Below are 26,235 nucleotides of genomic sequence, written 5' to 3'. Positions count from 1 at the left end.
CATGGTGACCGGACGTCTCGGCGGGAAGGTCGCGGTCGTGGTCGGCGCGGCAGGGGGGATCGGCCGGTCCGTTGCCGCGACCTTCGTCCGGGAGGGTGCGTCGGTGGCGCTCCTGGACCTGGCTTCGGCAGAACCCGCCGATTTCGCCGCCACCGGCCCTGGTGAGGTCATTTCGGTGGCACTGGACCTGTCCGACGAGGCATCCGTTGCGCAGGCGTTTCGTACCGTGGCGGAGACCTTTCCCGCGGTGGACATCCTGGTCAACTGCGCGGCCATCCGCGTGCCGGTCGGCGATGTGACGAGGACGGAGGCGAGCTCGTGGCAGCGCGCATTCGAGATCAACCTGTTCGGGTCGGTCCGGTCTTCGAAGTACTGTCTCCCGCTGATGACGAGTGGCCGGTGCAGCATCGTCCACGTCTCCTCGATCGGCGCCCGGCGCGGCAGGCCGGGGTGGGCCGTGTACGACTCCACCAAAGCGGCACTCATCGCGCTCACCCGGGACATGGCCTGTGACCATGTCGCGCAAGGAATCCGGGTCAACGCGATCTGCCCGGGGCCGACGATCACCCCGTTTCACGTGCGCGAGTACGCGAGGGCCAAGGACGTCACGGTCGAGGAGGCGGAGCGGCGGATCCTCCGGCAGGGCGCGTCCAATCTGATGAACCGCCCGGCAAGGGCGGAGGAGATCGCGAACGCGATCCTCTTCCTGGCCGGCGACGAATCGTCGTTCATCACCGGCTGCGTGGTCGACGCCGACGGCGGAGCGAAACCCAGCGCATCGGGGTTCGTCGCGCCGGGCGAAGAACCCGAATCTCACGAGCAAAAGGAGAATGGTGCTCAGCGACTCCGGCACCCTTGAGGTGCACAGCCTGGTGCAGCAAGGGCGCATTCACAGCGAGATCTTCCGGTCTCCGGCGATTTACGAGGCGGAACTCCGGGACATCTTCGACCGCACCTGGGTCTACTTGGGACACGAGTCCCAGGTGGCGAACCCCGGTGACTACCTGACCACCACCATCGGCCGTAAGCCCATTGTGCTGGTCCGGGACGAAGACGGGCAGGTGCGGGCGTTCTTCAACCGCTGCCGGCACCGTGGTTCCACCGTTTGCCGTCAAGGCCAGGGCAACGCCCATTACTTCCGCTGCCCTTACCACGGGTGGACGTACTCCAATCAGGGTGACCTGGTGGGAGTACCCGGTCCTACGCGGTACCAGCCTCCGGTCGACAAGCCCGCGCTGGGACTGGTGCCGATTCCCCGGCTGGAGACCTATCGCGGGTTGATTTTCGGCAGTATTTCCCCGGAGGTGCCGAGCCTCCCGGAACATCTGGGACGGGCCGCCGGATATCTCGACCGGTACTTCCTGTTCGACGGCATCCGCCTGACCGCGGGGTCCAACCGGCACCGTTTCGGCGGGAACTGGAAGTTCCAGCTCGACGGGGGTCCGGACGGCTACCACGCGATCAGCCTGCACGAGAGCTTCTTCGCGATTCAGGGGAAGACGCCGGAGAAGGCCCACCTGGCCGTGAGCAAGCGGGACGCGGCGGGCTACAGCGCGGACCTCGGAAACGGCCACGTGCTGTTGTGCCGCCGGGCAAGCGATGATCTCGTCGAGAGGTTCCGGAACCGGCATCCCGAGTACGCCGAACAGGTTGTGCAGGAACACGGCTTGGAACGCCTCCACGACCTGCTGAGCCAGGTCAACCTGATCATCTTTCCCAACCTGTATTTCGCGTTCGGCAATGTCCGCGTCATCCATCCGGTGGCCGCGAATGCGACCGACGTCGAGTTTTTCCCGCTGTGGCTGGAAAATGCCCCGGATGACGTGAATGCCGAGCGGCTCCGGCAGCATGAGGAAGGGTTTCCTCCGGGCGGATTCATCACGCCGGACGACTACGAGGTCTACGAGCTCATCCAGAAGGCCATCGAGGCGGATGCGAACCCGTGGATGCTGCTCGACCGGGGCATGGGTCAGGAGGAGCACACGCCCGACGGCGAGGTCCGCGGTGATACGACGGACGAGCTGCCGCAGCGAGCGATCTACGCCCATTGGGCCCGGCTGATGTCCGGAGGTGCCGACGGTGAACAGTGATCGGGCCCTCCTGGCTGCGGTGTCGGACTTCCTGTTCTACGAAGCGGAACTGATCGACGAGTGGCGCCTGGAGGAGTGGCGAAGTCTCTTCACGGCGGACGGCATTTACTGGATCCCCGCCCGGAACGGCGACGACGTGGACGCGACACGGGAAACATCGCACGTCTACGACGATCAGAGCCGCTTGGAGGAGCGGGTCTGGCGGCTGACGCACGGCCCGGCTTACCGGCAGCTCCCGCGTTCGGAGATGTCGCATCTCGTCTCGAACATCAGGATCGCCGACGCCACGGCGGACGACCTGGTGGTCACGTCGCGGTTCGTCCTGTCCGAGGTCCGCTACGACCGCGGGCAGACACTGGCGGGAAAGGCGACCCACGTACTGCGGCGGACGGAATCGTTCCGCATTGCCCGGAAGCGGGTCGACCTGGTCGGCAGCGCGAGCCCGTTGACGAACCTGACGATGATTCTGTGAGCTGATGCCACGTGGGCGAAGGGTTCGAAATCCGCACCGAGTTCGGCACCGTCCAGGTCCACCTGGACACGACGGCCAACGGCCCGCGCCTGCGGCTGGTGGGGCAGGAGTCGGGCACCGAAATCTGCCTCGATGTAGTGGAAATCGAAGCGCTGACCGCGATGCGCCATGCCGACTTCCGCGCGATCATCGCCGCGCAGCTGGGTCGTCTTGGGGAGGGGGTTTGATGGCCCGCGAGGGAGTTGGTCCGCGTGTCGAGAAGCTGCGGTCGGTGGTCGACAACCGGACGCCGACGGGTGAGCTTCTCGCCCATGCCCGGGTGGAAGCGGAGCGCTATGGCTTGGACGACTACTTCGTCGTCGATGCCGATTCCCATCGGGAGCCCACCGCGAACTGGTCCGAGGTCATCGAGTACATCGAGAACCCCGTGATCCGGCGGAATTCGCGGGCACATCACGAACTCGACAGCCGACGGCATGCGTACGTCGCCGCGGCGTCGCCGGTCGGGTTCAATTGGCAGGCCATGTTCGGCCGCATTGCGCACGAGGCGAACCAGCAGTTCGAGCCCGTGACCGACGCGACGACGTACCGGGAGGTGGTCCTGGCGCGGCGGGCCATGGACGCCATGGGCATCGACGTGCAGGTCATCTTTCCCACCGTCCTGCTCGGCATGGGGATGTCGCCGGTGGCGGAGGGTGAGGCCCAGATCGCCTACGCCTACGACAAGTGGTTCATCGAGAACGTCTGCACCGCCGAAGCCCGGATCAAGTTCATGCCCTACCTTCCGTTGCGGTCACCGGAGATGTGCGTGCGCATCATCGAAGAGACGGCCGGTGCCCGGGCATGGTCGGCTACCTGGTGACGAGCGTGCGCCACGACCCGGTCTGGGCCGCGAGCCTGATGCCGGTCTACCGGGCCATCGAGGAAACCGGGCTGCCCCTGGGGTTCCACGCCGGACCGACCTGGGACGACCAGTGGATGCGGACGATGAACAAGTTCGTCTCCATGCACGCGATCTCCTTTGTACACGCGAACATCGTGCACCTGACGAACTGGATCATGAACGGGCTTCCGGAGAAGTTCCCGCGGCTGAAGGTCATCTGGATCGAGAGCGGGCTTGCCTGGGTGCCCTTCCTGATGCAGCGGCTCGACAGCGAGTATCTCAAGCGGAGTTCCGAAGCACCGCTGCTCACCCGGCGTCCCAGCGAGTACATGCGCGACATGTTCTACACCTCGCAGCCGATGGAGCGGGACGACTTCATGCTGCTGGAGTCCACGTTCCGGGCCATCGACGCCGGGTCCCAGCTCATGTACGCCTCCGACTGGCCGCACTGGGACTTCGACCTCCCGAGCTCGATTCTGGAGCTGCCGTTCCTGACCGAGCAGGAGAAACGGAACATCCTGGGGGAGAACGCCCGGAAGCTGTTCTCCCTCGGAGCCTGAACACGGAAAGGCACGTCGATGGAGCACATTCTCGTGGCGCCTGCTGCGGAGATTCCGGAGGGCGGCCGGTTGGTCGTCTCCGTGGCAGAGGTCGAGGTCGCCATCTTCCGGCTGGACGGACGGCTTTACGGATGGCGTAACCATTGTCTCCATGCGGGCGGCCCGGTGGGCCAGGGCCTGCTCGTCCACCGGGTCGTCGAGGAGGTCGATCCGCGGGGAGTCAGCCGCGGCGAGCAGTTCTCGGGTGACCTGCACGTGGTCTGTCCCTGGCATGGCTACGAGTACAACGTCCGGACCGGCAAGCATCCGGGCGACCCTCGCCTCCAGCTGCGCAGCGTGGCCGTCCGGGAAGAGGCCGGTCAGGTGTTCGTCGACCTGCCGGAGGCCGAGACCGATGAATGAGCTCGAAGAAGCCCTGCGCACGGCGACCGCGGAGGTGGAGCGGGTGCTGGCGGCCGTCCAGGAAGGGGCCGCGATGCCTGACGCCCCCGCGCGGGCGACGTCGAGGTTGCTGTCGCTGGCTTGCCGGGCTTACGCGGTCGCGGCGAACGGGCGCCGGGCCGGCGAGTTCGCGCAGGAACTGGAGATGAGCACCAGCGAGGCGTGTGTTGCCGCCACGGCGCTTCTCCGTTCGCAGGAGCTCAGCCCGTTCGAGTTCGGTATCTGGTTCGTCGCCTCCGAATCCCGCGGCCAGGTCGCGAATCTACCCGGCGGGGGAACACCGCAAGACCCCTTTTGTACCTAGCCTTTCTTCAGCTGCCCGAGAGGACTGAGAGATGCCGAGCATTCCGGACACGGACGCGTTGTCCGTCATCGAGCTGTTCCCCCAGCATGAGGACTGGTCCCTGCAGACCATGCGGCTCCTCGCGCAGGTCGCCGTGGGCGGTGCCGATCTCTTCGAGTGCGCCAGAACGGCGGCGCGCATCGGCGACCGCACCACCGATGGCGAGATCTGGCAGGCCGAATGGGACCGCACTGCCCGCGAAACGGCTGCCTTCGCCGAGCGGGAGCTCGAAGCCGGGCACCGGCATACCGCGATGAAGGCGTTCTTCCGCTCGTGCAGTTATTTCCGGCATTCGGAGTTCTTCCTCGCGACGGCCGATCCGCGGCGCGAGGCGGCTTACCGCGCCGGAACCGGGAACTTCGGGCGGGCCGTCGAGCTGTCCGGCGGCGTGATCGAGCGGATTCACGTACCCTTCGAAGACATCACCATGGACGGTTACGTCATGCGCCCCGACGCGTCGGGCGAACGGCGTCCCACCGTCCTGTTCCTCGGCGGCGCGGACTCGTGGGCCGAGGAGCTCATCTTCCTCGGCGGGAACCAGTTCCCCGAGCGGGGAATGAACGTCGTGGTCGTGGACACGCCGGGGCGGGGCAGCTCCCTGCGCTTCAAAAAGCTGTACAGCAGGCCGGATTACGAGGTTCCGGTGGCGGCCGTCCTCGACCACCTGGAAACCCGGCCGGACGTCGACATGTCGAGGCTGGGCCTCGCCGGCGTGAGCTTCGGCGGCTACTACGCCCCGCGCGCGGCGGCCTTCGAACCCCGGGTCCGCGCTGTTGCCGCGTGGTGCGGAACCTGGAGCATCCTGCGCGACTTCTACGAGTTCTACCCGCCCCTGCAACAGCAACTCCAGTGGCTGACCGGGTCCGCGGACGACGCCGAAGCGCGAGCCAAGCTGGCGAAGTTCACGCTCGACGGCGTGGCCGAGACGCTGCAGATCCCGGTGTACGTCATGCACGGGACCAAGGACATCATCATGGACATCAAGGGGGCCAGGCAGTTCGTCGAGGCTCTGACCACTCCGGACGTCACCGTCGACGTCTACGACGGCGCCGGTGCCTTGCACTGCAGTTACGACCACCTGGCGGTCGCGGTCGCCCGGCTGGCGGACTGGTTCCGGGATCGGCTGACGGCGTGAACGGCAGCATTGCCGTCGTCGGTGCGGGCTGTGTCATCTCCGGGGACTTTCGGCAGCCGGTGCTGGACGGGGTCGACACAGTCATCAGCCGGGACGGCGTTATCACCGGCATTGGCGCGCGCGAACAGCTTGCCGAGGAGATCGCTGCTTCGGAGGTCGTCGTCGATGCTTGTGGCGCCACCGTTGCACCCGGCCTGATCGACTCCCATTGCCACGTCGTACTGGGTGACTACACGCCTCGGCAGAAGACTGTCGACTTCCTTGCCAGTTACGTGCATGGGGGCATCACCAGCGTGGTGTCACCCGGCGAAATCCACGCGCAGGGGCGGCCGCACAGCGCGACCGGAGTGAAAGCACTCGCGATCGCGGCCAAGACGTGCTTCGAGAACTTCCATCCGGGCGGGATGACCGTGCACGCCGGTGCCGTGGTCCTCGAACCGGAGCTGACCGACGGCGACTTCGCCGAGCTGCAGGCGGCGGGTGTCCGGCTGGCCAAGTTCGGCTTCGGGCGGTACGACGACCCGGCGGACGGTTTCGAGCAGGTCCGCGCGGCTCAGGCACACGGCATCACGGTGATGTGCCACTCCGGTGGCGCGAGCATCCCCGGCAGCAAGCCGATCACGCCGGAACACCTGCGGTACCTCGCCCCGGACGTCTGCGGCCACCTCAATGGCGGGCCGACCTCGCTGCCGGACTCCGGGGTGGACCGCATCATCGACGAGACCTCGATGGCCCTGCAGCTGGTCCAAGCCGGGAACCTCAAGTCAGCGCTCCGGATCCTGCGCAAGGCACTGCACGAGGAACACTTCGCGCGCGTCGTCATCGGTTCGGACACGCCGACCGGGACCGGGGTCATGCCGCTGGGGGTGCTCAAGACCGTCGCCGAGCTGAGTTCGTTGTCGGGCGCCGATCCGGCGATGATCTGGGCCGCCGCGAGCGGGAACAACGCCCGGGTGTGGGACCTGCCCGCCGGTCTGGTCGAGGTCGGCCGCGCCGCCGATCTCGTCGTCCTGGACGCCCCGTGGGGCTCGACCCGGGCCGACGCGCTGGGTGCGCTTGAGGTGGGTGACATTCCGGGCATCACTGCGGTGATTACCGCTGGAGTCTTGCGTGCCTTGATGAGCCGGAATACTCCGCGGGCTGCGCGACTTGCCCGGGTTTCCCCGGCGATGCCGTACCTGGAGAGTGCGGCGCATTGAGCGGTTCCGCTTAGGGACCGTGCTCGGGGCGGCCGGACGACCAGATCAGGTGGAAATCACCGCGGTGATCACTGCCGGAGTCGTGCATTCCTTGGCGAGCCGGAATACTCCACGGGCCGTGCGGCTTTCCCGGCAATGCCGCATCTGGAAACCGCGGCGCATTGAGTGGCTAAGCGCCGTCCGGATCCTGCTCCGGGCGGCCCGACGACCAGATCAGCTGGATGAGCTCGGCGCGGTTGCGGGCGCTGGTCTTGGCGAACACCCGCTTGAGATGCTGCTTCACCGTGTTCTCCGTGATAAAAGCGCGCTCGGCGATCTGCTTCGTGCTGAGCCCTTCACTGATCAGCTGCGCAATCTCCTGCTCGCGCCGCGACAGCACCTCCCAGGCGGGCAGGGCCGGTGCGGACGCGGGACCTCCCCGGTCGAACACCAGCGTCACCGCGGTGGATCGGTGGTCGCCTAGGTGGAGGGTTTTCACGATGCGCTGGTTTCCGGCCTCGCCGACGACCGTCACGTGCACGCGCTTGCGCTGGGTCCGGAATGCCGCCAGCGCCTCGTCGATTCCGGCGGCGATCGATGCTTGCACCGCGCCGCCGGGTGCCGTGAGCGCTGGGTCGCTGCGTGCCGCGTGGTTGCGGAAGATGGTCTCGGCATCGAGGTTCGTCACGATCACCGCTTGGGGCAGCCGGTCGAGGGCGCCTTCGATGGCGGACGTGCGGTACCCGGCGAGCTCGAACCGGAGGGCTCGTTCGGTGGCGAGCCCGACCTGCTCGCTCACCAGCCGGGCCGAGGTGAGGTCGTCCCGGCTGAACGGCTCGCGGGCTTCGGTGCGGGCGAAGTTGAGGGTGCCGAGGAAAACGTCGGTGGCGCAGAGTGCGGTTTCCATGCTGTGCGCGTAACCGGCGCCGCCCAGTGCTTCGCGGGCGCCGCTCGCCTGCCAGCCCGCCGCGGAAATGACCCGGGACGAGTCGATCGGGCGCCGTTCGCGCAGTACGAACTTCAGGACCGGATCGTCGTCGCGCCCGAATTCCTCGTACTGGTCCAGGAACTCGGCGGACGCGTCGGTGCGGATTTCGAGGATTTCCTTCGCATCCGCGCCCAGCCGGTACATTCCCACGCTGTCCGCGCCGATGACGTCGACCACCGACTCGGTGAAGACCTTGCTCACCTCGTCCAAGGTCAACGCCGACTGAAGCGCGCAGGCGAACTCATGCCTCGCCTGTAACAGCTTGCGATCCGGCATGAGTCCTCCTCTCGGACAGGTCCATTGTAGGAGTATCAAGCACAATCCGCCTCTGCTCAAGGGCTGCGGGCACCGCCGAATGTACCCGTCCGGGTACGCCGGGACCGCGAATTGACCCCGGCGGGGACGGTCGCCGTTCCGCCCGCCCGGCTAGCGTGATTCCACCGGTGTCCGCAGCCTTCGACTAGTGCAAGGATCTCGTATGATCATCCGCAAGCTCTTCTCCCAGGTCGAAGAAATCCGCACAGTGCTGGGCCGGGACGACGACGGGCCCGCCCTGCGCAAGGTCGCGGTGTGCGCCGTGGTCGGGAACCCGTTCGCGGGCAAGGGCTATGTCGCCGACCTCGCGGAGATCATCAACGCCTCCGGGGAAATCGGGAAACTCGTCGGCACCGAGGCTGCCCGCCTCCTCGGGGAACCCGTGCACAGTTACGGAAAAGCCGGAGTCGTCGGCCTGGCGGGCGAGCAGGAGCACGTGAACGCGGCCCTGACGTCGGTGTTCGGCAACGCGTTCCGCGACGCGATCGGGGGTGGCCGGGCGTGGATCGCGTCGGCCACGAAACCGGGCGTGGCCGGCAGCACGATCGACGTCCCGCTGGCCTTCAAGGACGAGATCTGGGTCCGCAGCCACTACGACGCGCTGGAGGTCCGGATTCCCGACGCTCCGCATCCGGACGAGATGGTGATCATCGCCGCCGTCGCGAACCGGGGGCGGATCAATGCCAGGGTCGGCGGCATGTCGGTCGACGAGGTCTCGGCCGAGGCGTGAACAGCAGAAGGAGGACCAGATGAAAGTGCTGGTGGACATCGATGCGTGCCAGGGCTTTGCCTGCTGCATGATGGAGGCGCCGACGGTCTTCGATCTCGAAGAGAGCATCGGCAAGGTGGTCCTCCTGAAGGAGCATCCGGGTGAGGAGCTGCGCGACGCAGTGGCCGCAGCGGTACGGGCCTGTCCCGCCAACGCGCTCGCGCTCGAGGGGTAGCCGTGGATGAGGTCGTCGTGGTCGGCGGGGGACTCGCGGCGGTGCACGCCATCCAGGGGCTGCGCGACTTCGGCTACGAACGCGGCATCACGCTCGTCGGGGCCGAACCGATGCTCCCGTACGACCGGCCGCCACTGTCCAAAGAGGCCTTGCGGGACGGACCGGACCCGGAGCGATCGCTCCTGCGCGACCCGTCCTGGTACGAGAACTCCGGGGTGACCCTGCAGCTGGGCGCACCCGCGCTCGGAGTGGACGGAAAGCGCCGGCTGGTATCCCTCGGCGAAGGGCGTGAGGTCCGGTACGACGGTCTGGTGATCGCGACCGGTTCGACGGCAAGGACTCTCGAATCACTGGGACACCAGGAGTCCGGCGCTCGTTCGTTGCGGACGATGCGGGACGCGGTCACGTTGCACGATCAACTCAAGGCGGCCCGAAGCCTCGCGGTGGTCGGTGGTGGGTTCATCGGCCTTGAAGTCGCGGCCACCGCCCGCGAAATGGGCCTGCACGTCGACGTCATCGAAATTGCTCCGGTGCTGTTGAGCCGGGTGCTCGGCGACGAGGTGGGACAATGGTTCCGCGAGTACCACGAGCGGCGAGGCGTTCGCATTCATTGCGGTACCTCCGTGGAGGAGATCGAATCCGGTCCGGACACGAGCAAGTTGCGGCTCGGCAACGGAACGGTGCTGTCGGCGGACCTGGTGGTCACCGGCATCGGGGCCGTCCCCGCGGTCGGCTGGCTGCGCGACGGTCCGGTGCGCCTTGCCGGTGGCGTGGTCTGCGACGAATATCTGCAGACCGGCGTCGAAGGCGTGGTCGCCGCGGGAGATGTCGCCCAGTGGTACAACCCGCTTTTCGACGAGACCATGCGCGTGGAGCAATGGAGCAACGCCGTCAGCCAGGGCAGGCATGCGGCCGGGGCACTGCTCGGCGCGCGGGAACCGTGCACGGTGGTGCCGTACTTCTGGTCGGACCAGTTCGACGCCCGGATGCGGTTCGTCGGCCGCTCCACCGCGGCCAGCCAGGTCGAGATCGTGGAGAGCAGCCAGGACAAGCTCGTCGCCCTTTTCGGCCGGGACGGTGCGATCCGGGGTGCGCTGTGCGTGAACGCGCCCAAGCAGCTGGTCCGCTACCGCTCGGCCATCGAAGCGCGGATCCCGTGGCCGGACGTCGTCTGAATACGCCCGGCCGGGTACTTAGCGCGCACGACCACTGCGGATAACGTCGGCTCCGGGAGGTGTCGATCCATGATGTTCAGCCTGCAGAAGCTGTTGTGGGACATCCGGAAGGACCCCACCTTGGCGGCCGATTTCACGGCCGACCCGGAAAGTGTCCTGGACGCCTACGACGTTCACGGGGACGAAAGAGAAGCCATGCGAACACTCGACTTCAAGACGCTCTACGACCGCGGAGCCAATCCGTACCTGCTGTATTTCTGCGCCCTGCAGATCGGGGTCGAGCGCGCCGACTACTACGCGGGGCTGCGGGGCGAGGTCCGATGAGTTCCGGCGAGGTCGTGGGTGCTTTCGCGATGTCCCATGCACCGGGTATCACGGGCTTTCCCGAAAAGGCCGAACCGGCGCAACGCTTGGCGGTGACAGCCGCCCTCGGCGAAGTCCGGCGGCGCATCGAGAAACTGCAGCCGGACGCGATCATCGCGGTATCCGTCGAGCATTTCACCAATTTCTTCCTGGCCAACCTGCCCGCGTTCGCGATCTGTACCGGCGACAGCTACCCCGGGCCGGTCACCCCGGAAATGGCCGAGTTCCTGAACGTCAAGCAGCGGACCTACCCGGGGGCGGCGGAGCTCGGGCGGCACCTGTACCACTACGCGCTCGAAGCCGATTTCGACCCGAGCTTGGTCGAGGGCGGCCTGGCCTTCGACGAGAACTTCTGCGTCCCGTTCGAGCACGTCGACCCCCATGGCCGGTACCCGCTGGCGCCCATCATCGTCAACGGCGTGAACCCGCCGTGGCCGACCGCACGGCGATGCCTCCGGTTCGGGCAGATGCTGCGCGCGGCGGTCGAAGCGCAGAGCACGTACCGGCGGGTGGTCGTCGTCGGCACCGGCGGGTTGTCCCACTGGGTCGGGATGCCGGAGTCCGGGACCATCAACACCGGTTTCGACAGGGACTTCCTCGCCCGCCTCGATTCCGGGAACCCCGAGCGGCTGGTTTCCTACCGGCCGGAGGAAATCGACCTGGCCGGAAACGGCGCCCACGAGATCCGCACGTGGCTCGTCACCGCCGGGGCCGCGGCCGCCTCTTTCGAAACCCTCGCTTACGAACCCGTGTCGGCCTGGCTCACGGGTACCGCGGTCGCAGCGGCACGAATCTAGCGACCTGCACGCAAAGGAGAGCCGAATGACGAAGCTGCCCGAGGTGACCGGCACCGACCTGCGCGGGGTCATGGCCTACCCGCCCACCCCGGCCCTGCCCGGCGCGGAACGGGTGGACGCGGAAGACACCGTGGACCTTGCCGAGACCGAACGCATGATCCGGAGCCTCATCCGCGATGGGGTGGACGCCATTGCCCTGAACGGCACTCTCGGCGAAGGTGCGACGCTGACCCTGAAGGAATGGCAGGACTTCGCGGGCACGGTCGCCGAGACGGTGCGGGCGGTGCGTCCTGGCTTCCCGGTCTTCATCGGGACGACCACGCTCAACACCCGGGACACCGTGTCGCGCATGCGGTTCCTTGCCGGACTGGGTATCACCGGAACTCTGCTGGGACGGCCGATGTGGGGAAACATGGTCGGCCCGGTCATGGAGCGCTTCTACCGTGACGTGGCTGAAGCCGTTCCCGAGCTGGCGATCGTCGTCTACGACAACACTGCCGCGTTCGGCGGGATCATCCCGCGAAGCGTGTACCAGACTCTGGTGGACCTTCCGCAGTGCGTTGCGGTGAAGTACGCGGGAGGTGCGTCGGTCGGCTTCCGCTATCACAACGACATGGCGCACACCGGGAAGAGCTTCCCGCTGATGCCGATCGAGACGGATTGGTTCCCCGCCTGGGAAATGTACGGGGAAGAGCTCGTCGGGATGGCCTGGTCGTCGACGACGGCCTGCGGCCCGGGGCCGGTGCTCGCACTCCGGGATGCGTTGCAGGCCGGGCGCACCGAGGACGCGAGGTGGCTCACCGAGCGGCTGCGCTGGGCGCACGAGCCGTTCCTCGTCGGACAGGACTTCATGGAGTTCGCGAAGTACAACGTCCCGCTCGAGAAGATCCGGGTGAACGAGGCCGGATACCTCAAGGTGGGCAAGTGCCGCCCGCCGTACACGGAGGATCTGGTTCCGGAGAAGCACGTCCGGGACACGAAGGCGCACATCGCGCGGTACCAGCAGGTCATCCGGGAGGTTGCGGAGCGGTTCGCGTGAACGGGCACGAGGCCGTTGCGCATCAGCTCAAGGAGCTGGGCGTCGAGATCGCCTTCGGGATCATCGGCGACGACGTCGCGCGGATTGCGCAGCACCTCAGCGATCTCGGTGTGCGGTACGTCAATGCGCGGCACGAGAACCAGGCCGTGGCGATGGCCGACACGTATGCTCGCACCACGGGCGGGCCCGGGGTGGTGATCCTGGCCGGTGGACCGGGCGTGTCCAATGGGCTGACCGCGATCAACACCGCCCACCACGCGGGCTCACCGGTGCTGGTGATCACCGGGTTCGGTTCGCCGGTCCCGAAACCCTTTGCCGCCGAAGCGGTCTTCGACGGCCTGGGGATCGGCTTCACCGCGATCGCCGACCCCGGCTGTCTCGTCCGCGACACCGTTGTCGCTTGGCATTGTTGCACCGAGGGTCGGACCGTCGTCGTCTCCTACAGTGTTGCGGCACTGGACAAACCACAGCACCTCGATGTCGTCGATGAGCCGGTCGACTCGCGGCCGGTCCCGATTGCGCCTCGTGCCGAAGACATTCACACGGTATGCGATCTGCTGGAGGACTGCCGCCGTCCGGCGATCGTTGCCGGACGAGGTGCCGTGGCTTCCGGGGCGGCGCTTACTGCGCTCGGCGACCTGATCGGCGCCGCGATGTTCACGACGCTGCGTGCCCCGGGTCTCTTTCATGGTGATCGCTTCGACTTCGGCATTCTGGGGACGTACTCCTCAGGCCTGGCCACGGAAATCGCGACGGCCACCGATGTGTACCTGGTGTTCGGCGCTTCCCTCAGCCGGTTCACCACCTACGACGGAGCCTTGCTCGACCGTTCTCTGGTGGTCCAGTTCGATTCCGACGAGTCGGCCTTCGTTTCGGCAGACGAGGAGCTGCGCATCCTGGGAGACGCCCGGCTCGCGGCGGTGGCGCTGGTCGAGGAACTGACGCGGCGGGGAGTCCGCTCGCCAGGGCACCGAACCCCGGCGCTCGAAGCGCGCCTCGGCGAGTCCCGGCCGCCCGAGCTCGGGTCCGGCCTGGCCCCCGACGGACGGCTCGACCCGCGAGCCATGGGACAGCGGCTCCATCAACTGCTGCCGACGGAGAAGACCCTGGTGTACGACGGAGGACGGCACCAGAGCCACCTGATCCCGCACCTGCCGGTCACCGACCCGGGTTCCTTCCTCCAGATGTCCGGCGCCGGTTCGATCGGGCTCGCCGTGGGCGGCGCGATCGGGGCCGCGCTGGGCCGTCCGGACCGGTTGACCGTTGCCCTGATGGGAGACGCGTCGTTCATGATGGCGCTCAACGACGTGGAAACTGCGGTTCGGGAGCGCGTGCCGATTCTGATGGTCGTCAGCAATGACGAGGCGCTCGGTGCCGAGGTGCGCTACCTGGAGATGCACGCCGCGGGTACCGAGGTGGCCGCCGTTCCGACGCCGGATCTGGCTGCGGTGGCCGAAGCGCTGGGGTGTCGGGCGCGGACTGTGCGGACGTTGGTGGATCTCGACGTTCTGCCTGCGTTACTGGAGCGTCGTGGCCCGGTGTTGTTGGACTGCCGGATCAGTGGGGATGTTCCGGCGCCATCGATTGATTTCCTGTTCTCGCGGGCCCGGTAGTAGGTCGGGGAAATGCCTCCTCGCGGTGAACCCTCCGCCGCCGACACAGTCGCTGCGGCAAGGTGCGCGTCGAGCGAGGAGGTCTGCGATGTCGGTGTCCTGAGACGTGATAGTCGTCGGTGGCGCGTACTTCCACTGGTTCCAGTCCGCGCTCTGGACCGAGGTGCAGCGGTACGAGCTGGACGGCCAGCGTCAAGGTCCTGCTGCCCGGCGCGGATTTCGCCCGGGTGGAGGGTCGGCTGGCGGTTGCGACGTCGGATATTGCCACCGGTTGGTGCGGTTCTGCCGACGGTGCGATCGAGTCCGGGCGGCAGGTCCGGGAGTTGCTCGGAACGGCCGTCCACTGACCGGCGGACGCCTGCGGCCTTGGTCTGTCCGGACTCGGGCAGACCAAGGCCGGAATACCCGCAGCGCCGGCGCGGTTCGCCACAAAGGACGACCGAAAGGAATCGCTGCGTGTCCAAGGTTCTTGTGCTCAATGCCAGTCCTCGCCGTGACGGTAACTCCTCGACGATGGCGCACGCCGCTGCGGAGGGGGTCCGGGCTGCGGGGCACGAGGTCGGCTTCGTGCATCTCGCCGATCATGTCCAGGGGTTGCTCCGGGATTGCCGCACCTGCCGGAGCCGCGACGACGGAACCTGCACCATCGGCGACGGCTACGAGAGCCTGCTGCGCAAACGCCTGATCCCCGCCGACGGGCTGATCATCGCGACGCCGTTGTACTGGTACGGCATGTCCGGCGCCCTGAAAACGTTCTTCGACCGGCTGTTCTGCTACACCTCCGGCAGCGCACCCGACAGCGACACCATCGTCGGCGGCCTCACCGGCAAGCGCGTCGCGCTGCTCATCGCCTGCGAGGAGAGTTACCGCGGGGCCACGATCGGGCTGGTCACGCAGTTCCAGGAACTGACCCGCTACCTGCACCAGGAGCTCGTCGGCGTGGCCGTCGGCATCGGCAACAGCCGGGGCGAGGTGCGGTCCGATCCCGGCAATCCCCTCGGACACGCCACCGACCTGGGCAGGCGGCTGTTCGAAGCACGGGTCACCGACTACCGGATCGACACTCAGCGCTCGAATCGGGTGTGGGATTCACCGGCCATGCCCTGAATTCAAGAAACCGCAGATGCGGTGACACGGCGCCGATATTGACGCTTTTGCGGACGCGATGACCGAGGTAGCGTGCAGTCATGGTGATGCACCGGTTCGTCGTGGCGATCGGATTCGCGGTGGTTGTCCTGTTCGGCGCGGCTCCGGCCACGGCGGCTCCCGCGAGGGCAGTCGGGGTCTCCGGCGCGGTCGCCAGCCCGGCCGAGTACTCCCCGGCCGACCTGGCCGGTGCCAGCTTGTACGACGTCGTGGTCAAGGCGGCGCCGATCACTCCGGCGGGGAAGAACACCGCTCTTCGCGTGGTCGTCCAGGTCTCCGGTCGCCACGGGCAGTCTTCGACCTTCGCGCTGGGCGAGCTCGACCCGGCATTCGGGAACCACGCCGCAACGTTCACCCGCGCGCGCTCCGGGATCCGGCTCAGCGTTCCGGGCGATCGCAACCGGAGCCGTGACGTCGCCGACGTGCGGTCCATCCGCGTGTCCGTGTCCGACGCCGGACCCCAGCCGGTTCCGCCGGGTGCGGTCCGGGTGGTCACGGTGCACCGGACAACAGTCGTCGTGCCCGCGTACCTGCCTGCCCGCACGGTGCGGGTCACGTTCCAGTCCGGCGCCGGGCCGCAAACGCACACCGAGACCGGACCCCCGCTGGCTGCGGTGCTGCTGGCGGCCGGGGTGCTGCCGAGGGCGGACCTGCCGGTGGTGGCGGTCGGCGAGGACGGGTACGGCGCGGCGGTCACCCTCGCCGAGGAATCCGTCGGCGGTCGTCCGCTCGTACTGTCCACTGTGGAGGACGGCAGCCCGCTGGCCCGGCCGCGGCTGGTGCCGGAAGGGGACGTCAAGGGCGGCCGGTACGTCTCCGGTGTCGTGACGCTGGTGGTCGGTTTATAGTCCGGTCATAGGTCTGAGTATCCGCAACCAGCTCGGCGGGACGGTCACCGCGATCACCCCGGGCGAGGCGATGGCGACGGTCAAGACACGTCTTTCCGGCGGCCAGGAGGTCACCGCCGCGATCACCCGGGAGGCAGTGGAGGAGCTCGGGCTGGCCGAGGGCGCGGCGGTCCGCGTGCTGATCAAGTCGACCGAGGTGTCGCTGGCGACCGGCCCGGTGGCCGGGATCAGCATCCGCAACCAGCTGGCCGGTCAGGTCACCCGCGGTCACCAGCGGGGAGGCCATGGCGACGGTGAAGGTCGCGGTCGAGGGCGGTGAGCTGACCGCGTCGATCACGCGGGAAGCCGTCACCGAACTCGGTCTCGCGGACGGCACCCCGGTGGTCGCGCTGGTCAAATCCACCGAGATCTCGCTCGCGACCGGCTGACCGGGGTCAGGCCGAAACCAGCGCCACGACCGCCCACGTGACACAGGCGACCCCGGCAATTTCCAGGAGAATCGCCACCAGCAGAATCCGCGCCGTTTTGATGTTGATCGTGCGCGCATTCTGGACGACGGTCAGCCTGGTCGTGGCTACTTCCCGTTCGGCGTGGACTGCCGGGGCATTCCAGTATTTGTCTTCGGTGATCAGCGGGGTGAGTCTTTTCAGGGAAATAGCGTCGCTCCGGCGGGGAGCGTTCGTGAAGATCCCGGCGGTCGCGGCCAGTGCCAGCAGTGCGGCGGCGAGGTAAAGCGGGAGCTTCACATTGCTGCCGAGCGTGAAGTTCTGCGCTTTCGTCGACAGCGCGGAAAGCCCGAAGAGCAGCGTGACCAGCGTGCCGGACGAACTGATCACCGCCAATCCGCGGGCTTGCAGCGAACTCGCATTGGCGCGGACGTTGTCGATTTCCTTCTCGATGAGACTCGCGATGACGAGACCGGAGACCTTTTCCACGGGTGCGGTGGTCATTCTTCGTGCGCTTCTTCGGCGTCCGGCCGTACGCCCCGGTCGAGGACTTTCTCGGTGCCGATCGTCGGGTAGGAGAAGTCCTCGTCCGGCGGGGCGATCGGCGGCGCGGCGGGGATCGGCGGGCGTGGTCCGTCTTGGTCAGGCACGGCTCCTCCTCGGCTGGGAAGTGTCCGATGGCGAGTCGCGCAACGGAGCCGGTTCGTTACGGCCCGGCCGGTGGACAGGCCCGGGGCAGCCGGTCCACCGGGTCCCGTCAGCGAAGGGTGCCGACGAGTTCGGCGTAGAGCTCCGGATCGGTGTCGCCCTCGGTGTTGACGGCCAGGACGCGGCTGTGTTCTCCGAGGCCCAGCGCGGTCCGGCCGGCCGGGTCGGCGGCGAGTGCCGTCAGCGCGGCGACCCCGGCCGCACCCGTTTCGCCGGACACGACGGCCGGGCGGTCCGCGGCCGGGGTGGCCAGCAACCGCATTGCCGGTGCGACGGGCGAGTCGTCGATTGCGGTGAAGTGCCGGGCCGCATCACGCAGGATTTCCCACGCCAGCAAGGAAATCTCGCCGACCGCGAGGCCGCCCATGATCGTCTCGTGCGTACCGCCGACGATCTGCGGCTCGCCGGCCGCGGCGGATTCGAGGAGGCACGCGGCCTTCTCCGGTTCGACGATCACGACCGCGGGGAACCGGTCCGCGGGCCAGCGGGTCAGCAGGTGCGCGGTGAGCGCCCCGGCCATCCCGCCGCATCCGGCCTGCAGGAAGACGTGCGTCGGGAGCTCGTCCCCGCACTGGGTCACGAGTTCCTCGGCCAGCACCCGGTATCCCTGCATCACATCGCGCACGGTGCTGCCGGCGACGTCGGTCGACGACGTGTCGGTGATGACGACCCAGCCCTCGCGGGCGGCCTCGGCGGAGTTGGCGGCGGTGACCTCGTCGTAGTTCCCGTGGACCCGCCGGACCTCGGCGCCGAGGTCGGCGATCTCCTTGGCCCGCCGGTCGGTCACCGCGGCCGGGACCGCGATCACGCACCGGCAGCCCAGTTCCCGCGCGCCCCACGCCACCGAGAGGCCGTGGTTTCCGTCGGTGACGCAGGTGACGACGAAGTCGGTGATCGGCCGGTCGGCGCCGTGCTCCTCCCGCCACCGCCGGTACGCGAGCCGCACCGCGTACGCGCCGCCGAGGGATTTGAAGCTCTTGAGCCCGAGCCGCGCCGACTCGTCCTTGACCAGGAGCTGGCCCACCCCGGCCGCCGAAGCGAGGTCGGGGCACGAGACCAGCGGCGTGGGCGCGTATCCCGGCCAGCTGGTCAGCGTCTCGGCCGCTTCCCGGTACCCGGCTTCCGGAAGCAGCTGCTCGACGCGGGCGAGCAGGCGGTCGTCGATCGTGCCGTCCCGGCTGACGACCCGGATCTGCGTCATGGTGATTCCTTCCCTGTCGTATCGGTCAGCTGCAGGCGCAGTCGCCCAGCGGGGCCGCTTTGCTGCCCAGGCGGGAGATCTCGACCGGGGACCGCACCGCGGGGCCCTTGTCCAGATCGAGCAGCGCGGCCGGGGTTTCGCGGATCATCAGCGAGATGTCGTCCTGCGAAATCCCCTTCTCCAGCATCATCTGGGCGAAAAGCCGCAGCGCTTCGGGTGCGACCGGGTTGTGCCGCTGCCCGGAGTCCGACACCAGGATGCACCGGTCCGCGCCGAGGTGGCGGATCGCGTTCGCGACGTTGTCCACGGTTTCCGCGGCCCAGAACGGGGAAACGCCGGTGTAGATGAACTCGGCGATGGCGCCGAGCTTGCAGAGGTGCTCCAGCGTCGCCATGTCGAGGTTCGGCACCTTGTAGAACGGGTGCGTGATGAGGATTTTCTCCACGCCCTCCTTCCGCGCCCGCTCGACCAGCGCGACGATCTCGGCGGGGGACAGGTGACACGTCGCCAGCACGGCGTTGTGCTCGGCGATCAGCTTGAGCACCTCGACGACCTCGTCCTTGAGCTTCCCGTCTTCGAGAACCCAGTAGCCGTCCGCGTTTTCGATGCCCCCGGCCTGCGTGCCGTAGTTGCCGGTCGAGCCGTGGATCTGCGCGTGGTACCCGGCGTCGGAGGTCGGCATCCAGACGACCTTCCCGCCGAAGCGCAGTGCCGCGTCGACCGCCGCCGGATTCACGTACCCGACATAGGAGTTGAGCACGATCCCGCCGTACACCTCGATGTCCGGCACGATCGTGCGGGTGTAGTAGGCCCGGCTCACCGTGCTTTCGTGGTGGCACTTCAGCACGATCGCGCGCAGCCCGGCGTCACGCGCGGCGACGGCCACCTCGAAGTCGTCGGTGAGGCGGGGGAACATGCAGGGGTGGCTGTGGATGTGCATGTCGACCGCGCCGCGCAGGTCGACGAGGTCCGCGCCGAACCCGGTGGTGCCGTGCTTCATTTCTGGACTCCTCGTTCTCTCGGTCAGTGCTGGACGGGCGCGTCGGCGTCGAGTGCCGACAGCCCGAGGATGGTGAGCGCGCCTTCGAGTGCGGCGTGGTTGCTGGTGACGACCGGCAGCCCGGACCACTTCGCGAGCCGGGCCCTGGTCTCGTACCCGCGTAGGTTGGTGCAGGACAGGAAGATTCCGTCGATCCCGTCCGGGGAAACGTTGTCCCGGATGAACTTTTCGATCTGCTCGGGGGTGACGTCCGCGATCCCGAACGGGTCGACGATCCCGAGCCCGAAGGACTGCGGCACCCGGATTCCCCCGGCCTCGATGCCCGCCACGATCCGGTGGGTCAGGTCCGGGATGTACGCGGTGACGACGGCGACGTTCTTCAGCCCCCGCCGCACGAGTGCCTGGCGCACGGCCGCATTCGTGCTGACGACCGGAACTCCGCAGGTCTTGCCCAGGTCGGCGATCATGGCGCGTTCCCCGTCCGCGCCGAGCACCGCACCGGCGCTCGTGCACGAGAAGACGACGACGTCGGGCCGGGCGGTGGCGATGTCCCGCGCGGCGTCCGGCAGGTAGGTGGTCACCATCCGGCGCTCGTCCTCGGCGGTGGTTTCCTCGATGTACATCCGGCTCGCGTGCACGGACACGGATTCCGGGGAATAGGTCCAGAAATCACGCTCGGCGACCGTGTTGGTCGACGGCACGATGAGCCCGATGCGGCGGGCGGCCGGTGCGGGAGGTGCTTGGTCCGGTGTTTGGTTCGGTGTTTGATTCGATGCGGTCATGCTGCGCCCCTTCGGGAAGCGAGAGTGGCGGGGTCCGCGACGGTGAGCGGTCGCTGTACCAAGTAATATGTCACAGAAATTTCAGTTACTCAAGGGGTGGCCGGGGTCAGCGGATCGCGCTGGTGGCCCGCCGCATGTTCGCCATCCACGTGTCGGAGCCGCACTGGCGGCCGCCGCCGGTGTCCTTTCCCCCGCCGAATGCGGCGCCGACCTCGGCACCGGAGGTGTGCAGGTTGACGTTCGCGATCCCGCAGTCCGACCCGTGCGCGGCGAGGAACTGCCCGATCTCCGCGTGGTCGTTGCCGAAGATGCTGGACGAAAACCCTTGCCGGACCGCGTTGTTCAGGGTGATGGCCTCGTCGAACTCGCCGTAGTCGAGCACCCAGAGCAGCGGACCCAGCGTTTCCTCGCGGACGATGGCGCTCTGGCCCGGCATCCGGACGATGGCCGGTTCGACGTAGTACGCGTCTGGGGCGGCGGGGAGCCGGATTCCGCCCGCGACGACGTGCCCACCTTGCCGCCGGGCAGCGGCGATGGCGGCCGTCAGGCGTTCGTGGACGACGGAATCGCGAAGCGGGCCGACGTTCGTGGCGGGGTCGAGCGGGTTGCCGACGGTGAGCTTTTCGTACGCGCTGATCAGCCGGTCGAGCAGCTCGCCGACGACGGGCCGGTGCACGATCAGCCGCCGCATGGTGGTGCACCGCTGACCGGCGGCGGCGGTCGCAGCGGCCACGACGCCGTCGACGACGAGATCGAGGTCGGCTGTGCCGGTGACGATCGTGGCGTTGTTACCGCCGAGGTGAAGCTCGGCGCGGCGGAACGTCGGCGCGAGGGCGGTGGCGACGTCACGGCCGGTTTCGGTCCGGCCGGACAGCCGGACCAGGGCGACGCGCTCGTCGCGAACCAGTTCCTGACCTGCTTCGGGTCCGCCGAGGATCACTTGACCCAGATCAGGGGGCGCGCCGCAGTCGCGTCCGGCGACATTGAGCAGGTGACTCACCGCCAGCGCGGTGAGCGGTGCGTGTTCCGACGGCTTCCACAGCACCGGGTTTCCGCAGACGAGCGCCACCGGGGCACTCCACGACCACACGGCGCCGGGGAAGGAGAACGGCGAGATCACCGCGGTCGGCCCGAGTGGATGCCACGTCTCGACCAGGCGGAAGCCGTCGCGCTGGGACGGCAAGGTCGACCCGGCGAGCTTGCGGGCGAGGCCCACGGCGAGCTCGCACATCTCGATCATCTCGCCGACCTCGGCGCGCGCCTCCGCGACCGGCTTGCCTGCTTCGAGCGTGATCAGCGTGGCGAGGTCGTTTCGGTGCAGTTCGAGGAGCCGCCCGAGGTGCCGGACGACCCCGGCCCGGCGTGGTGCGGGAACCCGGCGCCACTGCTCGAAAGCTGCCTGTGCGGCGCCGACGGCCGCCCGGATGCCGGGCTCGGGGGCGTAGCTGCAGAGCGTGCTGCCCAGGATCGGGCTGGTGGCGGTCAGCTCACCGGCGGGCGGGAGGTCGGCACCGCAGTGGGTGAGCGCGCGATGGGCCAGCCCGCTCAGGTCGTCCGGAGCAAGATCCGCCAGGGGTGGGAGGAGGGATTTCGACATATTGATATTTTAGCAACATATTACTCACGAGACGACCTTGCTCCCGAGGTGTGCGGGAGGCGGGTTACCGGCCGGAGACCCAGTCCTCGAGCGCGCGCGTGCGCATGAGGTCGATGTGTTTTTCCATCAGCCGCTGTGCCTCGATCGAGTCACGGGCTTCGAGGGCTTCGAGGATCGCCTGGTGTTCCTGGTGGATCAGGTCCGTCTTGCGGGACTGGCCGATTCCCGCGTACTGGAGCCGGCGCACGTCGTTGTAGATGTTCTCGAACGCCTTGATCAGCCGCGGGCTGCCGGTGGCGGCGACGATCGTGCGGTGGAAGTCGTGGAAGGACTCGTCGTGGTCGAGGGTCATCTCGTCGCCCGGCGGCGGCATCCGGCGCAGGTGGTCGAGTGCGGTGTCGTCGATCCGCTGCGCGGCCAGCTGCACCGCGGCGCCTTCGAGCAGGCGGCGCATGAAGAAAACGTCGCGGACGTCGCCGGATTCGACCGGGCGGATCAGGTAACCCTTGTACGCGATCGCGGTGATCAGGCCCTCGCGTTCGAGGAGCTTGATCGCCTCGCGGACCGGCGTGCGCGACATCCCGTACTTGTCCGCCAGGGTGCCGAGCTGCACCACCGAACCCGGTTCCAGCCTGCCCCGGATGATGTCTTCGAGGACATGCTTGCGGGCCTCGTCGACGAGTGACTCGCCCCTGCTCGACCGGGTCTTGCGGCCGTCGGTCTTGATCGCCGAGGGGGGGTCCGCCTGCTGGGCGGTGCCGGCGCGCTGGTTCATGTCACTCCGTGGCGAAGAGGGGTCGGCGGTGCGCAGGGGGGCTGCAGCCGGGCGGGTTCCATAACATTTTAACCGTACCGCATGGCCGGTACCGGCTGCTACGACATGCTTACCCGGTCGGGGAACCCCGCGGCGGACGGCGCCGGGGGAGCGGATCCGGCTAACTAATATATTGCAGAAATCTCATTTAGGTGCGATGCTGGGGCGAGCCACCCGCGTGAAGGAGTACAGCGACTGATGAGCCACGAAACGACAAGCCGCACGGGCCGTCCCCGCGAAGGGGGAGACCTGCTCGTCGAGGCACTGGCGGCACGCGGAGTCCGGCAGGCCTTCACCGTCTCCGGCGGGCCGATCAACTCCGTGTACCACGCGAGTGTCGGGTCTGCAGTGGACCTGCGGCACGTCCGGCACGAAGGGGCCGCCGGGTTCATGGCGGACGCGACGTACCGGACGACTGGGGTACCCGGGGTCGCGGTCGTCACGCTCGGACCGGGCGTGACGAACATGGCGACGCCGCTCGGCACCGCACTGCGGGCGGGTTCGGCCGTGCTGGTGATCGGTGCGCAGGCGCCGACGTCCCAAGTGGACAAAGGCGCCGGCATGGAGCTGAGCACCCTCGCAGCCATGCGGCCCTTGGTGAAATGGGCGGCGAGTGTGCCGCGCGCCGACCGGATCGCCGAGTACGTCGACCGTGCATGGCGCACGATGCTCGCGCCGACCCCGGGTCCGGTGTACCTGGAGATCCCCGCCGACGTCCTTTCCGCGCAGGTACCGGACGACGTCACCGCCACGACGGACTGGCGCCAACCGCATCGCGCCGCGCCGCACCCCGACGCGGTCCGCGAGGTCACCGAGACACTTCAAGGAGCGCGGCGTCCCGTCGTGCTGGTCGGCGACGGCGTGCACTATGAGGGTTGCGGCGACGACGTCCGGGATTTCTTGACCAGTAACGGATTGCCGTTCGCCACCCTGCGCCTGGCCCGCGGCGCTGTGGACGAACGCAGCGATCTGTTCGTCGGACCTGGCTACGTACCGGCGAACCCGGCTTTCCGGCGCGCCCTCGATGAAGCAGACGTCGTACTCATGCTCGGGCACGACTGGGAGTTCGATCTCGGCTTCGGCGAGGAGTTCCCGCGCTCGGCAACCGTGGTCCACGTGCACGAGGACGCGAGCAAACTGGGTCGCGTCACCGGAACCCCTGATATCACAGTGGTTTCCGCCGTCGCGCCCTTCCTCGCCGCGCTTCCCGACGGCCTTTTCCCGGACCTGGACCGCAGCTGGGTGTCGGTGACGACGCAGGCGTGGCGCACCGAGCACGCGACCACGAGCAGCGCCGCCCGCCGGGCCGAAGGCCTGCACCCGGTCGAGCTCATCGACGAGGTCCGCCGCGCCGCGCCGGATCCGACGTGTTTCGTGACCTCCCACGGCAACATCGACTTCTGGGCCGACGGCCACCTGGTGATCCCGGCCGAGGGCCGGTACCTGCGGGCCGGGCAGAGCGGCAGCCTCGGTGCCGAGGTGCCGTTTGCCATCGCGGCGAAACTCGCCGACCCGGAGCGCCCGGTCGTGGTGTTCCTCGGCGACGGCGCGATCGGGTACCACGGGGCAGAGCTGGACACCGCGGTCCGCTACGGCGCCAACGTGGTCGTGGTGGTGGCCGACGACCAGAAGTGGGGCGCGATCGCGATGCCACAGCGGACCGCGTACGGCGTCGAAGTGGAGATGGATCTCGAACGCCGCGACTGGGTGGGTTTCGCGCGCTCGCTCGGCGCGCAGGGTGAATACGTCTCCGACCTCGCGGAGCTCGGCGGTGCCGTCGAACGCGCGCTGAAGGCCGACCGGCCGAGCGTGCTGCAGGTGCCGATGCTCTCCGTGCTGAGCCCCTACATGGCTTACACCACCAGCTGACCTCGACGAACGAAGACAGGAGCACCACCCCATGCAGCACGTTCCGCTCATCATCAACGGCGACGAGATCGCCGAGGGGGCAGACGGGCAGGCGGAGACCTTCGACCCGGCCACGGGCGAGGTCATCGCGACCTTCGCGCTCGCCGGCGCCGGGCAGGCGGACCTCGCGGTCGAGGCGGCGCGGGAAACCTTCGACACCGGCGTCTGGCGGAAGCTGCGGCCGGTCGAACGCGGCCGCGTACTGGCGCACGCTGGGCGGTTGCTGTCGGCGCGGCGCGAAGAGCTGGCCCGCCTGCTGACTCTCGACAGCGGGAAACCGTTGCGGGACTCGTATTACGAGGTCGACTGCTCGGCGCGGTTCTTCGAGTTCTACGGCGGCTACGCGGACAAGGTGCAGGGCAAGAGCATTCCGCTGGGTCCGGAGTGGATGGACTGGACGATCCAGGAACCGATCGGCGTCAGCCTGCAGGTCGTGCCGTGGAACTACCAGCTGCTCGTCGCCGTGCGCGGGATCGCGCCCGCGCTGGCCGCCGGATGCAGTGTGGTCGTGAAACCGTCGTCGGAGACGCCGCAGGCAATGCGGGAGTTCGCGGGCATCCTGCGCGAAGCCGGGTTGCCCGACGGCGTGCTGAACGTGGTCACCGGCCGCGGCCGGACGGTCGGCGACCATCTGGTGCGTCACCGCGGCATCGACCAGGTCACGTTCACCGGTTCGGTGAACGCGGGCATCAAGGTGCTGCAGGCCGCCGCCACCCACACCATCCCGACCGTGATGGAACTCGGCGGCAAGAGCCCGCAGATCGTGTTCGCCGACGCCGACCTGTCCGCCACGGCCGACGTCCTGATCGGTGGCATGTACACGCACGCCGGACAGGTCTGCAACGCCGGAACCCGGCTGCTGGTCGAGGAAAGCGTGCACGACGACCTGGTCGCCCGGCTTCACGCGAAGATCTCGGCGATGCGGCTCGGGCACGGGCTCGAAGACCCGGACATGGGGCCGGTCGTGAGTGCCGCGCAGAAGACGGATGTCACGCAGTACTACGACGTGGCCGCCGAGGAGGGCAAGCTGCTGCTGGGCGCGGAGCTGCCGGACGACGGAAGGCTGTGCGGCGGGAACTTCGTCCGGCCCGGCATCGTCACCGGTCTCGGCAACTCCAGCAGGCTGGCGCAGGAGGAGATCTTCGGCCCGCTGCTCACCGTGATCCCGTTCCGTACTGCGGACGAGGCGTTCACGCTGGCCAACGACAGTGATTTCGGTTTGGTGGCAGGCGTTTTCACCCAGGACGTATCGCTCACCATGCAGGCGGCGCGGGAACTGCAGGTGGGTCAGGTGTACGTCAACTCGTTCGGCGTCGGCCTCGACGTCGAGTTCCCGTTCGGCGGCTACAAGCGGTCCGGTTTCGGCCGGGAGAAGGGACTTGAGGCGATCGAGGCTTACCTGCAGGTGAAAAATGTCTGCGTGCGGTACTGAACCCAGCCGGGCAGTCC

General features: G+C 68.1%; 31 protein-coding genes. 23 read left to right on the top strand and 8 right to left on the bottom strand.

Annotated features, from left to right (window positions below):
• The first annotated feature begins 1 nt into the window (after window position 1).
• The 10 genes from OO71_RS26780 to OO71_RS26740 are packed head-to-tail and all read left to right on the top strand — an operon-like array spanning window position 2 to window position 7,123.
• Window positions 2–859 (top strand): SDR family NAD(P)-dependent oxidoreductase, encoded by an 858-nt coding sequence (locus tag OO71_RS26780; RefSeq protein ID WP_051792271.1) that lies wholly within the window; start codon window positions 2–4, stop codon window positions 857–859.
• Window positions 834–2,090: an aromatic ring-hydroxylating oxygenase subunit alpha gene (locus OO71_RS26775; RefSeq protein ID WP_162186109.1), complete on the top strand. Its 1,257-nt coding sequence runs from the start codon at window positions 834–836 to the stop codon at window positions 2,088–2,090. Before OO71_RS26780 ends, OO71_RS26775 begins: the two co-directional genes overlap by 26 nt.
• Window positions 2,080–2,562 carry an aromatic-ring-hydroxylating dioxygenase subunit beta gene (locus OO71_RS26770; protein WP_162186108.1) on the top strand — a complete coding sequence of 161 codons (483 nt, stop codon included), beginning with the start codon at window positions 2,080–2,082 and terminating at the stop codon, window positions 2,560–2,562. The genes OO71_RS26775 and OO71_RS26770 overlap by 11 nt, the downstream gene beginning before the upstream one ends.
• Window positions 2,563–2,573: 11 nt before the next feature.
• The gene (locus tag OO71_RS26765) at window positions 2,574–2,789 is read left to right on the top strand and encodes a hypothetical protein (protein WP_033292646.1); all 216 of its coding nucleotides are present in this window, start codon (window positions 2,574–2,576) and stop codon (window positions 2,787–2,789) included.
• Entirely contained in the window at window positions 2,789–3,424 is a 636-nt protein-coding gene (locus tag OO71_RS47695) for an amidohydrolase family protein (RefSeq protein WP_051792269.1), read from the top strand. Before OO71_RS26765 ends, OO71_RS47695 begins: the two co-directional genes overlap by 1 nt.
• Window positions 3,406–4,005, top strand: coding sequence for an amidohydrolase family protein (locus tag OO71_RS47690; RefSeq protein WP_051792265.1), 600 nt, complete (start codon window positions 3,406–3,408; stop codon window positions 4,003–4,005). The genes OO71_RS47695 and OO71_RS47690 overlap by 19 nt, the downstream gene beginning before the upstream one ends.
• An 18-nt stretch (window positions 4,006–4,023) precedes the next feature.
• Entirely contained in the window at window positions 4,024–4,407 is a 384-nt protein-coding gene (locus OO71_RS26755; protein WP_033292645.1) for a Rieske (2Fe-2S) protein, read from the top strand.
• Entirely contained in the window at window positions 4,400–4,750 is a 351-nt protein-coding gene (locus OO71_RS26750) for a hypothetical protein (protein WP_033292644.1), read from the top strand. Before OO71_RS26755 ends, OO71_RS26750 begins: the two co-directional genes overlap by 8 nt.
• Window positions 4,751–4,781: 31 nt before the next feature.
• A complete protein-coding gene (locus OO71_RS26745; protein ID WP_051792262.1) occupies window positions 4,782–5,924 on the top strand; it encodes an alpha/beta hydrolase family protein in 1,143 nt (380 codons plus the stop codon).
• Complete coding sequence (locus OO71_RS26740; protein ID WP_033292643.1) at window positions 5,921–7,123, top strand: amidohydrolase family protein; 1,203 nt, start codon at window positions 5,921–5,923, stop codon at window positions 7,121–7,123. The genes OO71_RS26745 and OO71_RS26740 overlap by 4 nt, the downstream gene beginning before the upstream one ends.
• Window positions 7,124–7,292: 169 nt before the next feature.
• Here OO71_RS26740 and OO71_RS47685 read toward each other — a convergent pair whose 3' ends face one another.
• Window positions 7,293–8,366: a LuxR C-terminal-related transcriptional regulator gene (locus tag OO71_RS47685; RefSeq protein ID WP_051792242.1), complete on the bottom strand. Its 1,074-nt coding sequence runs from the start codon at window positions 8,364–8,366 to the stop codon at window positions 7,293–7,295.
• 202 nt (window positions 8,367–8,568) lie between these two features.
• Here OO71_RS47685 and OO71_RS26730 point away from each other — a divergent pair, with 202 nt between their 5' ends.
• The 11 genes from OO71_RS26730 (at window position 8,569) to OO71_RS51325 (ending at window position 16,758) form a co-directional block, all read left to right on the top strand.
• Window positions 8,569–9,135, top strand: a complete 567-nt coding sequence (locus OO71_RS26730) for an amino acid synthesis family protein (protein ID WP_033292642.1) — start codon at window positions 8,569–8,571, stop codon at window positions 9,133–9,135.
• A gap of 19 nt (window positions 9,136–9,154) precedes the next feature.
• A complete protein-coding gene (locus OO71_RS26725) occupies window positions 9,155–9,349 on the top strand; it encodes a ferredoxin (RefSeq protein WP_033292641.1) in 195 nt (64 codons plus the stop codon).
• 2 nt (window positions 9,350–9,351) lie between these two features.
• The gene (locus OO71_RS26720; RefSeq protein ID WP_033292640.1) at window positions 9,352–10,524 is read left to right on the top strand and encodes an NAD(P)/FAD-dependent oxidoreductase; all 1,173 of its coding nucleotides are present in this window, start codon (window positions 9,352–9,354) and stop codon (window positions 10,522–10,524) included.
• Window positions 10,525–10,593: 69 nt separating this feature from the next.
• Entirely contained in the window at window positions 10,594–10,848 is a 255-nt protein-coding gene (locus OO71_RS26715) for a hypothetical protein (protein ID WP_033292639.1), read from the top strand.
• The gene (locus OO71_RS26710; RefSeq protein WP_033292638.1) at window positions 10,845–11,684 is read left to right on the top strand and encodes a DODA-type extradiol aromatic ring-opening family dioxygenase; all 840 of its coding nucleotides are present in this window, start codon (window positions 10,845–10,847) and stop codon (window positions 11,682–11,684) included. The genes OO71_RS26715 and OO71_RS26710 overlap by 4 nt, the downstream gene beginning before the upstream one ends.
• Window positions 11,685–11,709: 25 nt before the next feature.
• Window positions 11,710–12,723: a dihydrodipicolinate synthase family protein gene (locus OO71_RS26705; protein ID WP_033292637.1), complete on the top strand. Its 1,014-nt coding sequence runs from the start codon at window positions 11,710–11,712 to the stop codon at window positions 12,721–12,723.
• A complete protein-coding gene (locus OO71_RS26700; protein ID WP_033292636.1) occupies window positions 12,720–14,336 on the top strand; it encodes a thiamine pyrophosphate-binding protein in 1,617 nt (538 codons plus the stop codon). The genes OO71_RS26705 and OO71_RS26700 overlap by 4 nt, the downstream gene beginning before the upstream one ends.
• Before the next feature lie 456 nt (window positions 14,337–14,792).
• Window positions 14,793–15,443: a flavodoxin family protein gene (locus tag OO71_RS52410; RefSeq protein WP_033292635.1), complete on the top strand. Its 651-nt coding sequence runs from the start codon at window positions 14,793–14,795 to the stop codon at window positions 15,441–15,443.
• 80 nt (window positions 15,444–15,523) lie between these two features.
• Window positions 15,524–16,330, top strand: coding sequence for a hypothetical protein (locus OO71_RS51710; protein WP_051792237.1), 807 nt, complete (start codon window positions 15,524–15,526; stop codon window positions 16,328–16,330).
• Window positions 16,331–16,337: 7 nt separating this feature from the next.
• Window positions 16,338–16,649: a TOBE domain-containing protein gene (locus OO71_RS46610; RefSeq protein ID WP_169776574.1), complete on the top strand. Its 312-nt coding sequence runs from the start codon at window positions 16,338–16,340 to the stop codon at window positions 16,647–16,649.
• Entirely contained in the window at window positions 16,615–16,758 is a 144-nt protein-coding gene (locus tag OO71_RS51325) for a TOBE domain-containing protein (RefSeq protein ID WP_169776572.1), read from the top strand. Before OO71_RS46610 ends, OO71_RS51325 begins: the two co-directional genes overlap by 35 nt.
• A 6-nt stretch (window positions 16,759–16,764) precedes the next feature.
• On the opposite strand, the gene OO71_RS26680 is transcribed toward OO71_RS51325, so the two are convergent.
• The 7 genes from OO71_RS26680 to OO71_RS26655 form a co-directional block, all read right to left on the bottom strand.
• Complete coding sequence (locus OO71_RS26680) at window positions 16,765–17,280, bottom strand: hypothetical protein (protein WP_033292634.1); 516 nt, start codon at window positions 17,278–17,280, stop codon at window positions 16,765–16,767.
• Window positions 17,277–17,426 carry a hypothetical protein gene (locus tag OO71_RS50320; RefSeq protein WP_156096547.1) on the bottom strand — a complete coding sequence of 50 codons (150 nt, stop codon included), beginning with the start codon at window positions 17,424–17,426 and terminating at the stop codon, window positions 17,277–17,279. The genes OO71_RS26680 and OO71_RS50320 overlap by 4 nt, the downstream gene beginning before the upstream one ends.
• 107 nt (window positions 17,427–17,533) lie before the next feature.
• Window positions 17,534–18,685 (bottom strand): diaminopropionate ammonia-lyase, encoded by a 1,152-nt coding sequence (locus tag OO71_RS26675; protein WP_051792236.1) that lies wholly within the window; start codon window positions 18,683–18,685, stop codon window positions 17,534–17,536.
• Window positions 18,686–18,710: 25 nt separating this feature from the next.
• Window positions 18,711–19,685, bottom strand: coding sequence for a DUF6282 family protein (locus OO71_RS26670; RefSeq protein ID WP_051792234.1), 975 nt, complete (start codon window positions 19,683–19,685; stop codon window positions 18,711–18,713).
• 23 nt (window positions 19,686–19,708) lie between these two features.
• Entirely contained in the window at window positions 19,709–20,467 is a 759-nt protein-coding gene (locus tag OO71_RS26665) for a maleate cis-trans isomerase family protein (RefSeq protein WP_051792231.1), read from the bottom strand.
• 106 nt (window positions 20,468–20,573) lie between these two features.
• Window positions 20,574–22,064, bottom strand: a complete 1,491-nt coding sequence (locus OO71_RS26660) for an aldehyde dehydrogenase family protein (protein WP_051792229.1) — start codon at window positions 22,062–22,064, stop codon at window positions 20,574–20,576.
• Window positions 22,065–22,128: 64 nt separating this feature from the next.
• The gene (locus OO71_RS26655) at window positions 22,129–22,839 is read right to left on the bottom strand and encodes a GntR family transcriptional regulator (RefSeq protein ID WP_033292633.1); all 711 of its coding nucleotides are present in this window, start codon (window positions 22,837–22,839) and stop codon (window positions 22,129–22,131) included.
• A gap of 237 nt (window positions 22,840–23,076) precedes the next feature.
• On the opposite strand from OO71_RS26655, the gene OO71_RS26650 reads away from it, so the two are divergent.
• Together OO71_RS26650 and OO71_RS26645 are read left to right on the top strand one after the other, a co-directional pair.
• Complete coding sequence (locus OO71_RS26650; RefSeq protein ID WP_033292632.1) at window positions 23,077–24,747, top strand: thiamine pyrophosphate-binding protein; 1,671 nt, start codon at window positions 23,077–23,079, stop codon at window positions 24,745–24,747.
• Between the two features lie 31 nt (window positions 24,748–24,778).
• Window positions 24,779–26,218, top strand: a complete 1,440-nt coding sequence (locus tag OO71_RS26645; protein ID WP_033292631.1) for an aldehyde dehydrogenase family protein — start codon at window positions 24,779–24,781, stop codon at window positions 26,216–26,218.
• Window positions 26,219–26,235: the final 17 nt, after the last annotated feature.

It is taken from the genome of Amycolatopsis jejuensis, assembly GCF_000717335.1.
Classification (GTDB): Bacteria; Actinomycetota; Actinomycetes; order Mycobacteriales; family Pseudonocardiaceae; genus Amycolatopsis; species Amycolatopsis jejuensis.
The sequence above is the reverse complement of the archived record's forward strand: the minus strand, read 5'-3'. Positions and strand labels throughout refer to the sequence as shown.

Coding starts and splice junctions, on each gene's coding strand:
- OO71_RS26780 (WP_051792271.1), top strand. CDS start 2: ATGGTGACCGGACGTCTCGGCGGGAAGGTCGCGGTCGTGGTCGGCGCG.
- OO71_RS47695 (WP_051792269.1), top strand. CDS start 2,789: ATGGCCCGCGAGGGAGTTGGTCCGCGTGTCGAGAAGCTGCGGTCGGTG.
- OO71_RS47690 (WP_051792265.1), top strand. CDS start 3,406: ATGGTCGGCTACCTGGTGACGAGCGTGCGCCACGACCCGGTCTGGGCC.
- OO71_RS26755 (WP_033292645.1), top strand. CDS start 4,024: ATGGAGCACATTCTCGTGGCGCCTGCTGCGGAGATTCCGGAGGGCGGC.
- OO71_RS26750 (WP_033292644.1), top strand. CDS start 4,400: ATGAATGAGCTCGAAGAAGCCCTGCGCACGGCGACCGCGGAGGTGGAG.
- OO71_RS26745 (WP_051792262.1), top strand. CDS start 4,782: ATGCCGAGCATTCCGGACACGGACGCGTTGTCCGTCATCGAGCTGTTC.
- OO71_RS47685 (WP_051792242.1), bottom strand. CDS start 8,366: ATGCCGGATCGCAAGCTGTTACAGGCGAGGCATGAGTTCGCCTGCGCG.
- OO71_RS26730 (WP_033292642.1), top strand. CDS start 8,569: ATGATCATCCGCAAGCTCTTCTCCCAGGTCGAAGAAATCCGCACAGTG.
- OO71_RS26725 (WP_033292641.1), top strand. CDS start 9,155: ATGAAAGTGCTGGTGGACATCGATGCGTGCCAGGGCTTTGCCTGCTGC.
- OO71_RS26715 (WP_033292639.1), top strand. CDS start 10,594: ATGATGTTCAGCCTGCAGAAGCTGTTGTGGGACATCCGGAAGGACCCC.
- OO71_RS26710 (WP_033292638.1), top strand. CDS start 10,845: ATGAGTTCCGGCGAGGTCGTGGGTGCTTTCGCGATGTCCCATGCACCG.
- OO71_RS26705 (WP_033292637.1), top strand. CDS start 11,710: ATGACGAAGCTGCCCGAGGTGACCGGCACCGACCTGCGCGGGGTCATG.
- OO71_RS51710 (WP_051792237.1), top strand. CDS start 15,524: ATGGTGATGCACCGGTTCGTCGTGGCGATCGGATTCGCGGTGGTTGTC.
- OO71_RS51325 (WP_169776572.1), top strand. CDS start 16,615: ATGGCGACGGTGAAGGTCGCGGTCGAGGGCGGTGAGCTGACCGCGTCG.
- OO71_RS26680 (WP_033292634.1), bottom strand. CDS start 17,280: ATGACCACCGCACCCGTGGAAAAGGTCTCCGGTCTCGTCATCGCGAGT.
- OO71_RS26675 (WP_051792236.1), bottom strand. CDS start 18,685: ATGACGCAGATCCGGGTCGTCAGCCGGGACGGCACGATCGACGACCGC.
- OO71_RS26670 (WP_051792234.1), bottom strand. CDS start 19,685: ATGAAGCACGGCACCACCGGGTTCGGCGCGGACCTCGTCGACCTGCGC.
- OO71_RS26665 (WP_051792231.1), bottom strand. CDS start 20,467: ATGACCGCATCGAATCAAACACCGAACCAAACACCGGACCAAGCACCT.
- OO71_RS26660 (WP_051792229.1), bottom strand. CDS start 22,064: ATGTCGAAATCCCTCCTCCCACCCCTGGCGGATCTTGCTCCGGACGAC.
- OO71_RS26655 (WP_033292633.1), bottom strand. CDS start 22,839: ATGAACCAGCGCGCCGGCACCGCCCAGCAGGCGGACCCCCCCTCGGCG.
- OO71_RS26650 (WP_033292632.1), top strand. CDS start 23,077: ATGAGCCACGAAACGACAAGCCGCACGGGCCGTCCCCGCGAAGGGGGA.
- OO71_RS26645 (WP_033292631.1), top strand. CDS start 24,779: ATGCAGCACGTTCCGCTCATCATCAACGGCGACGAGATCGCCGAGGGG.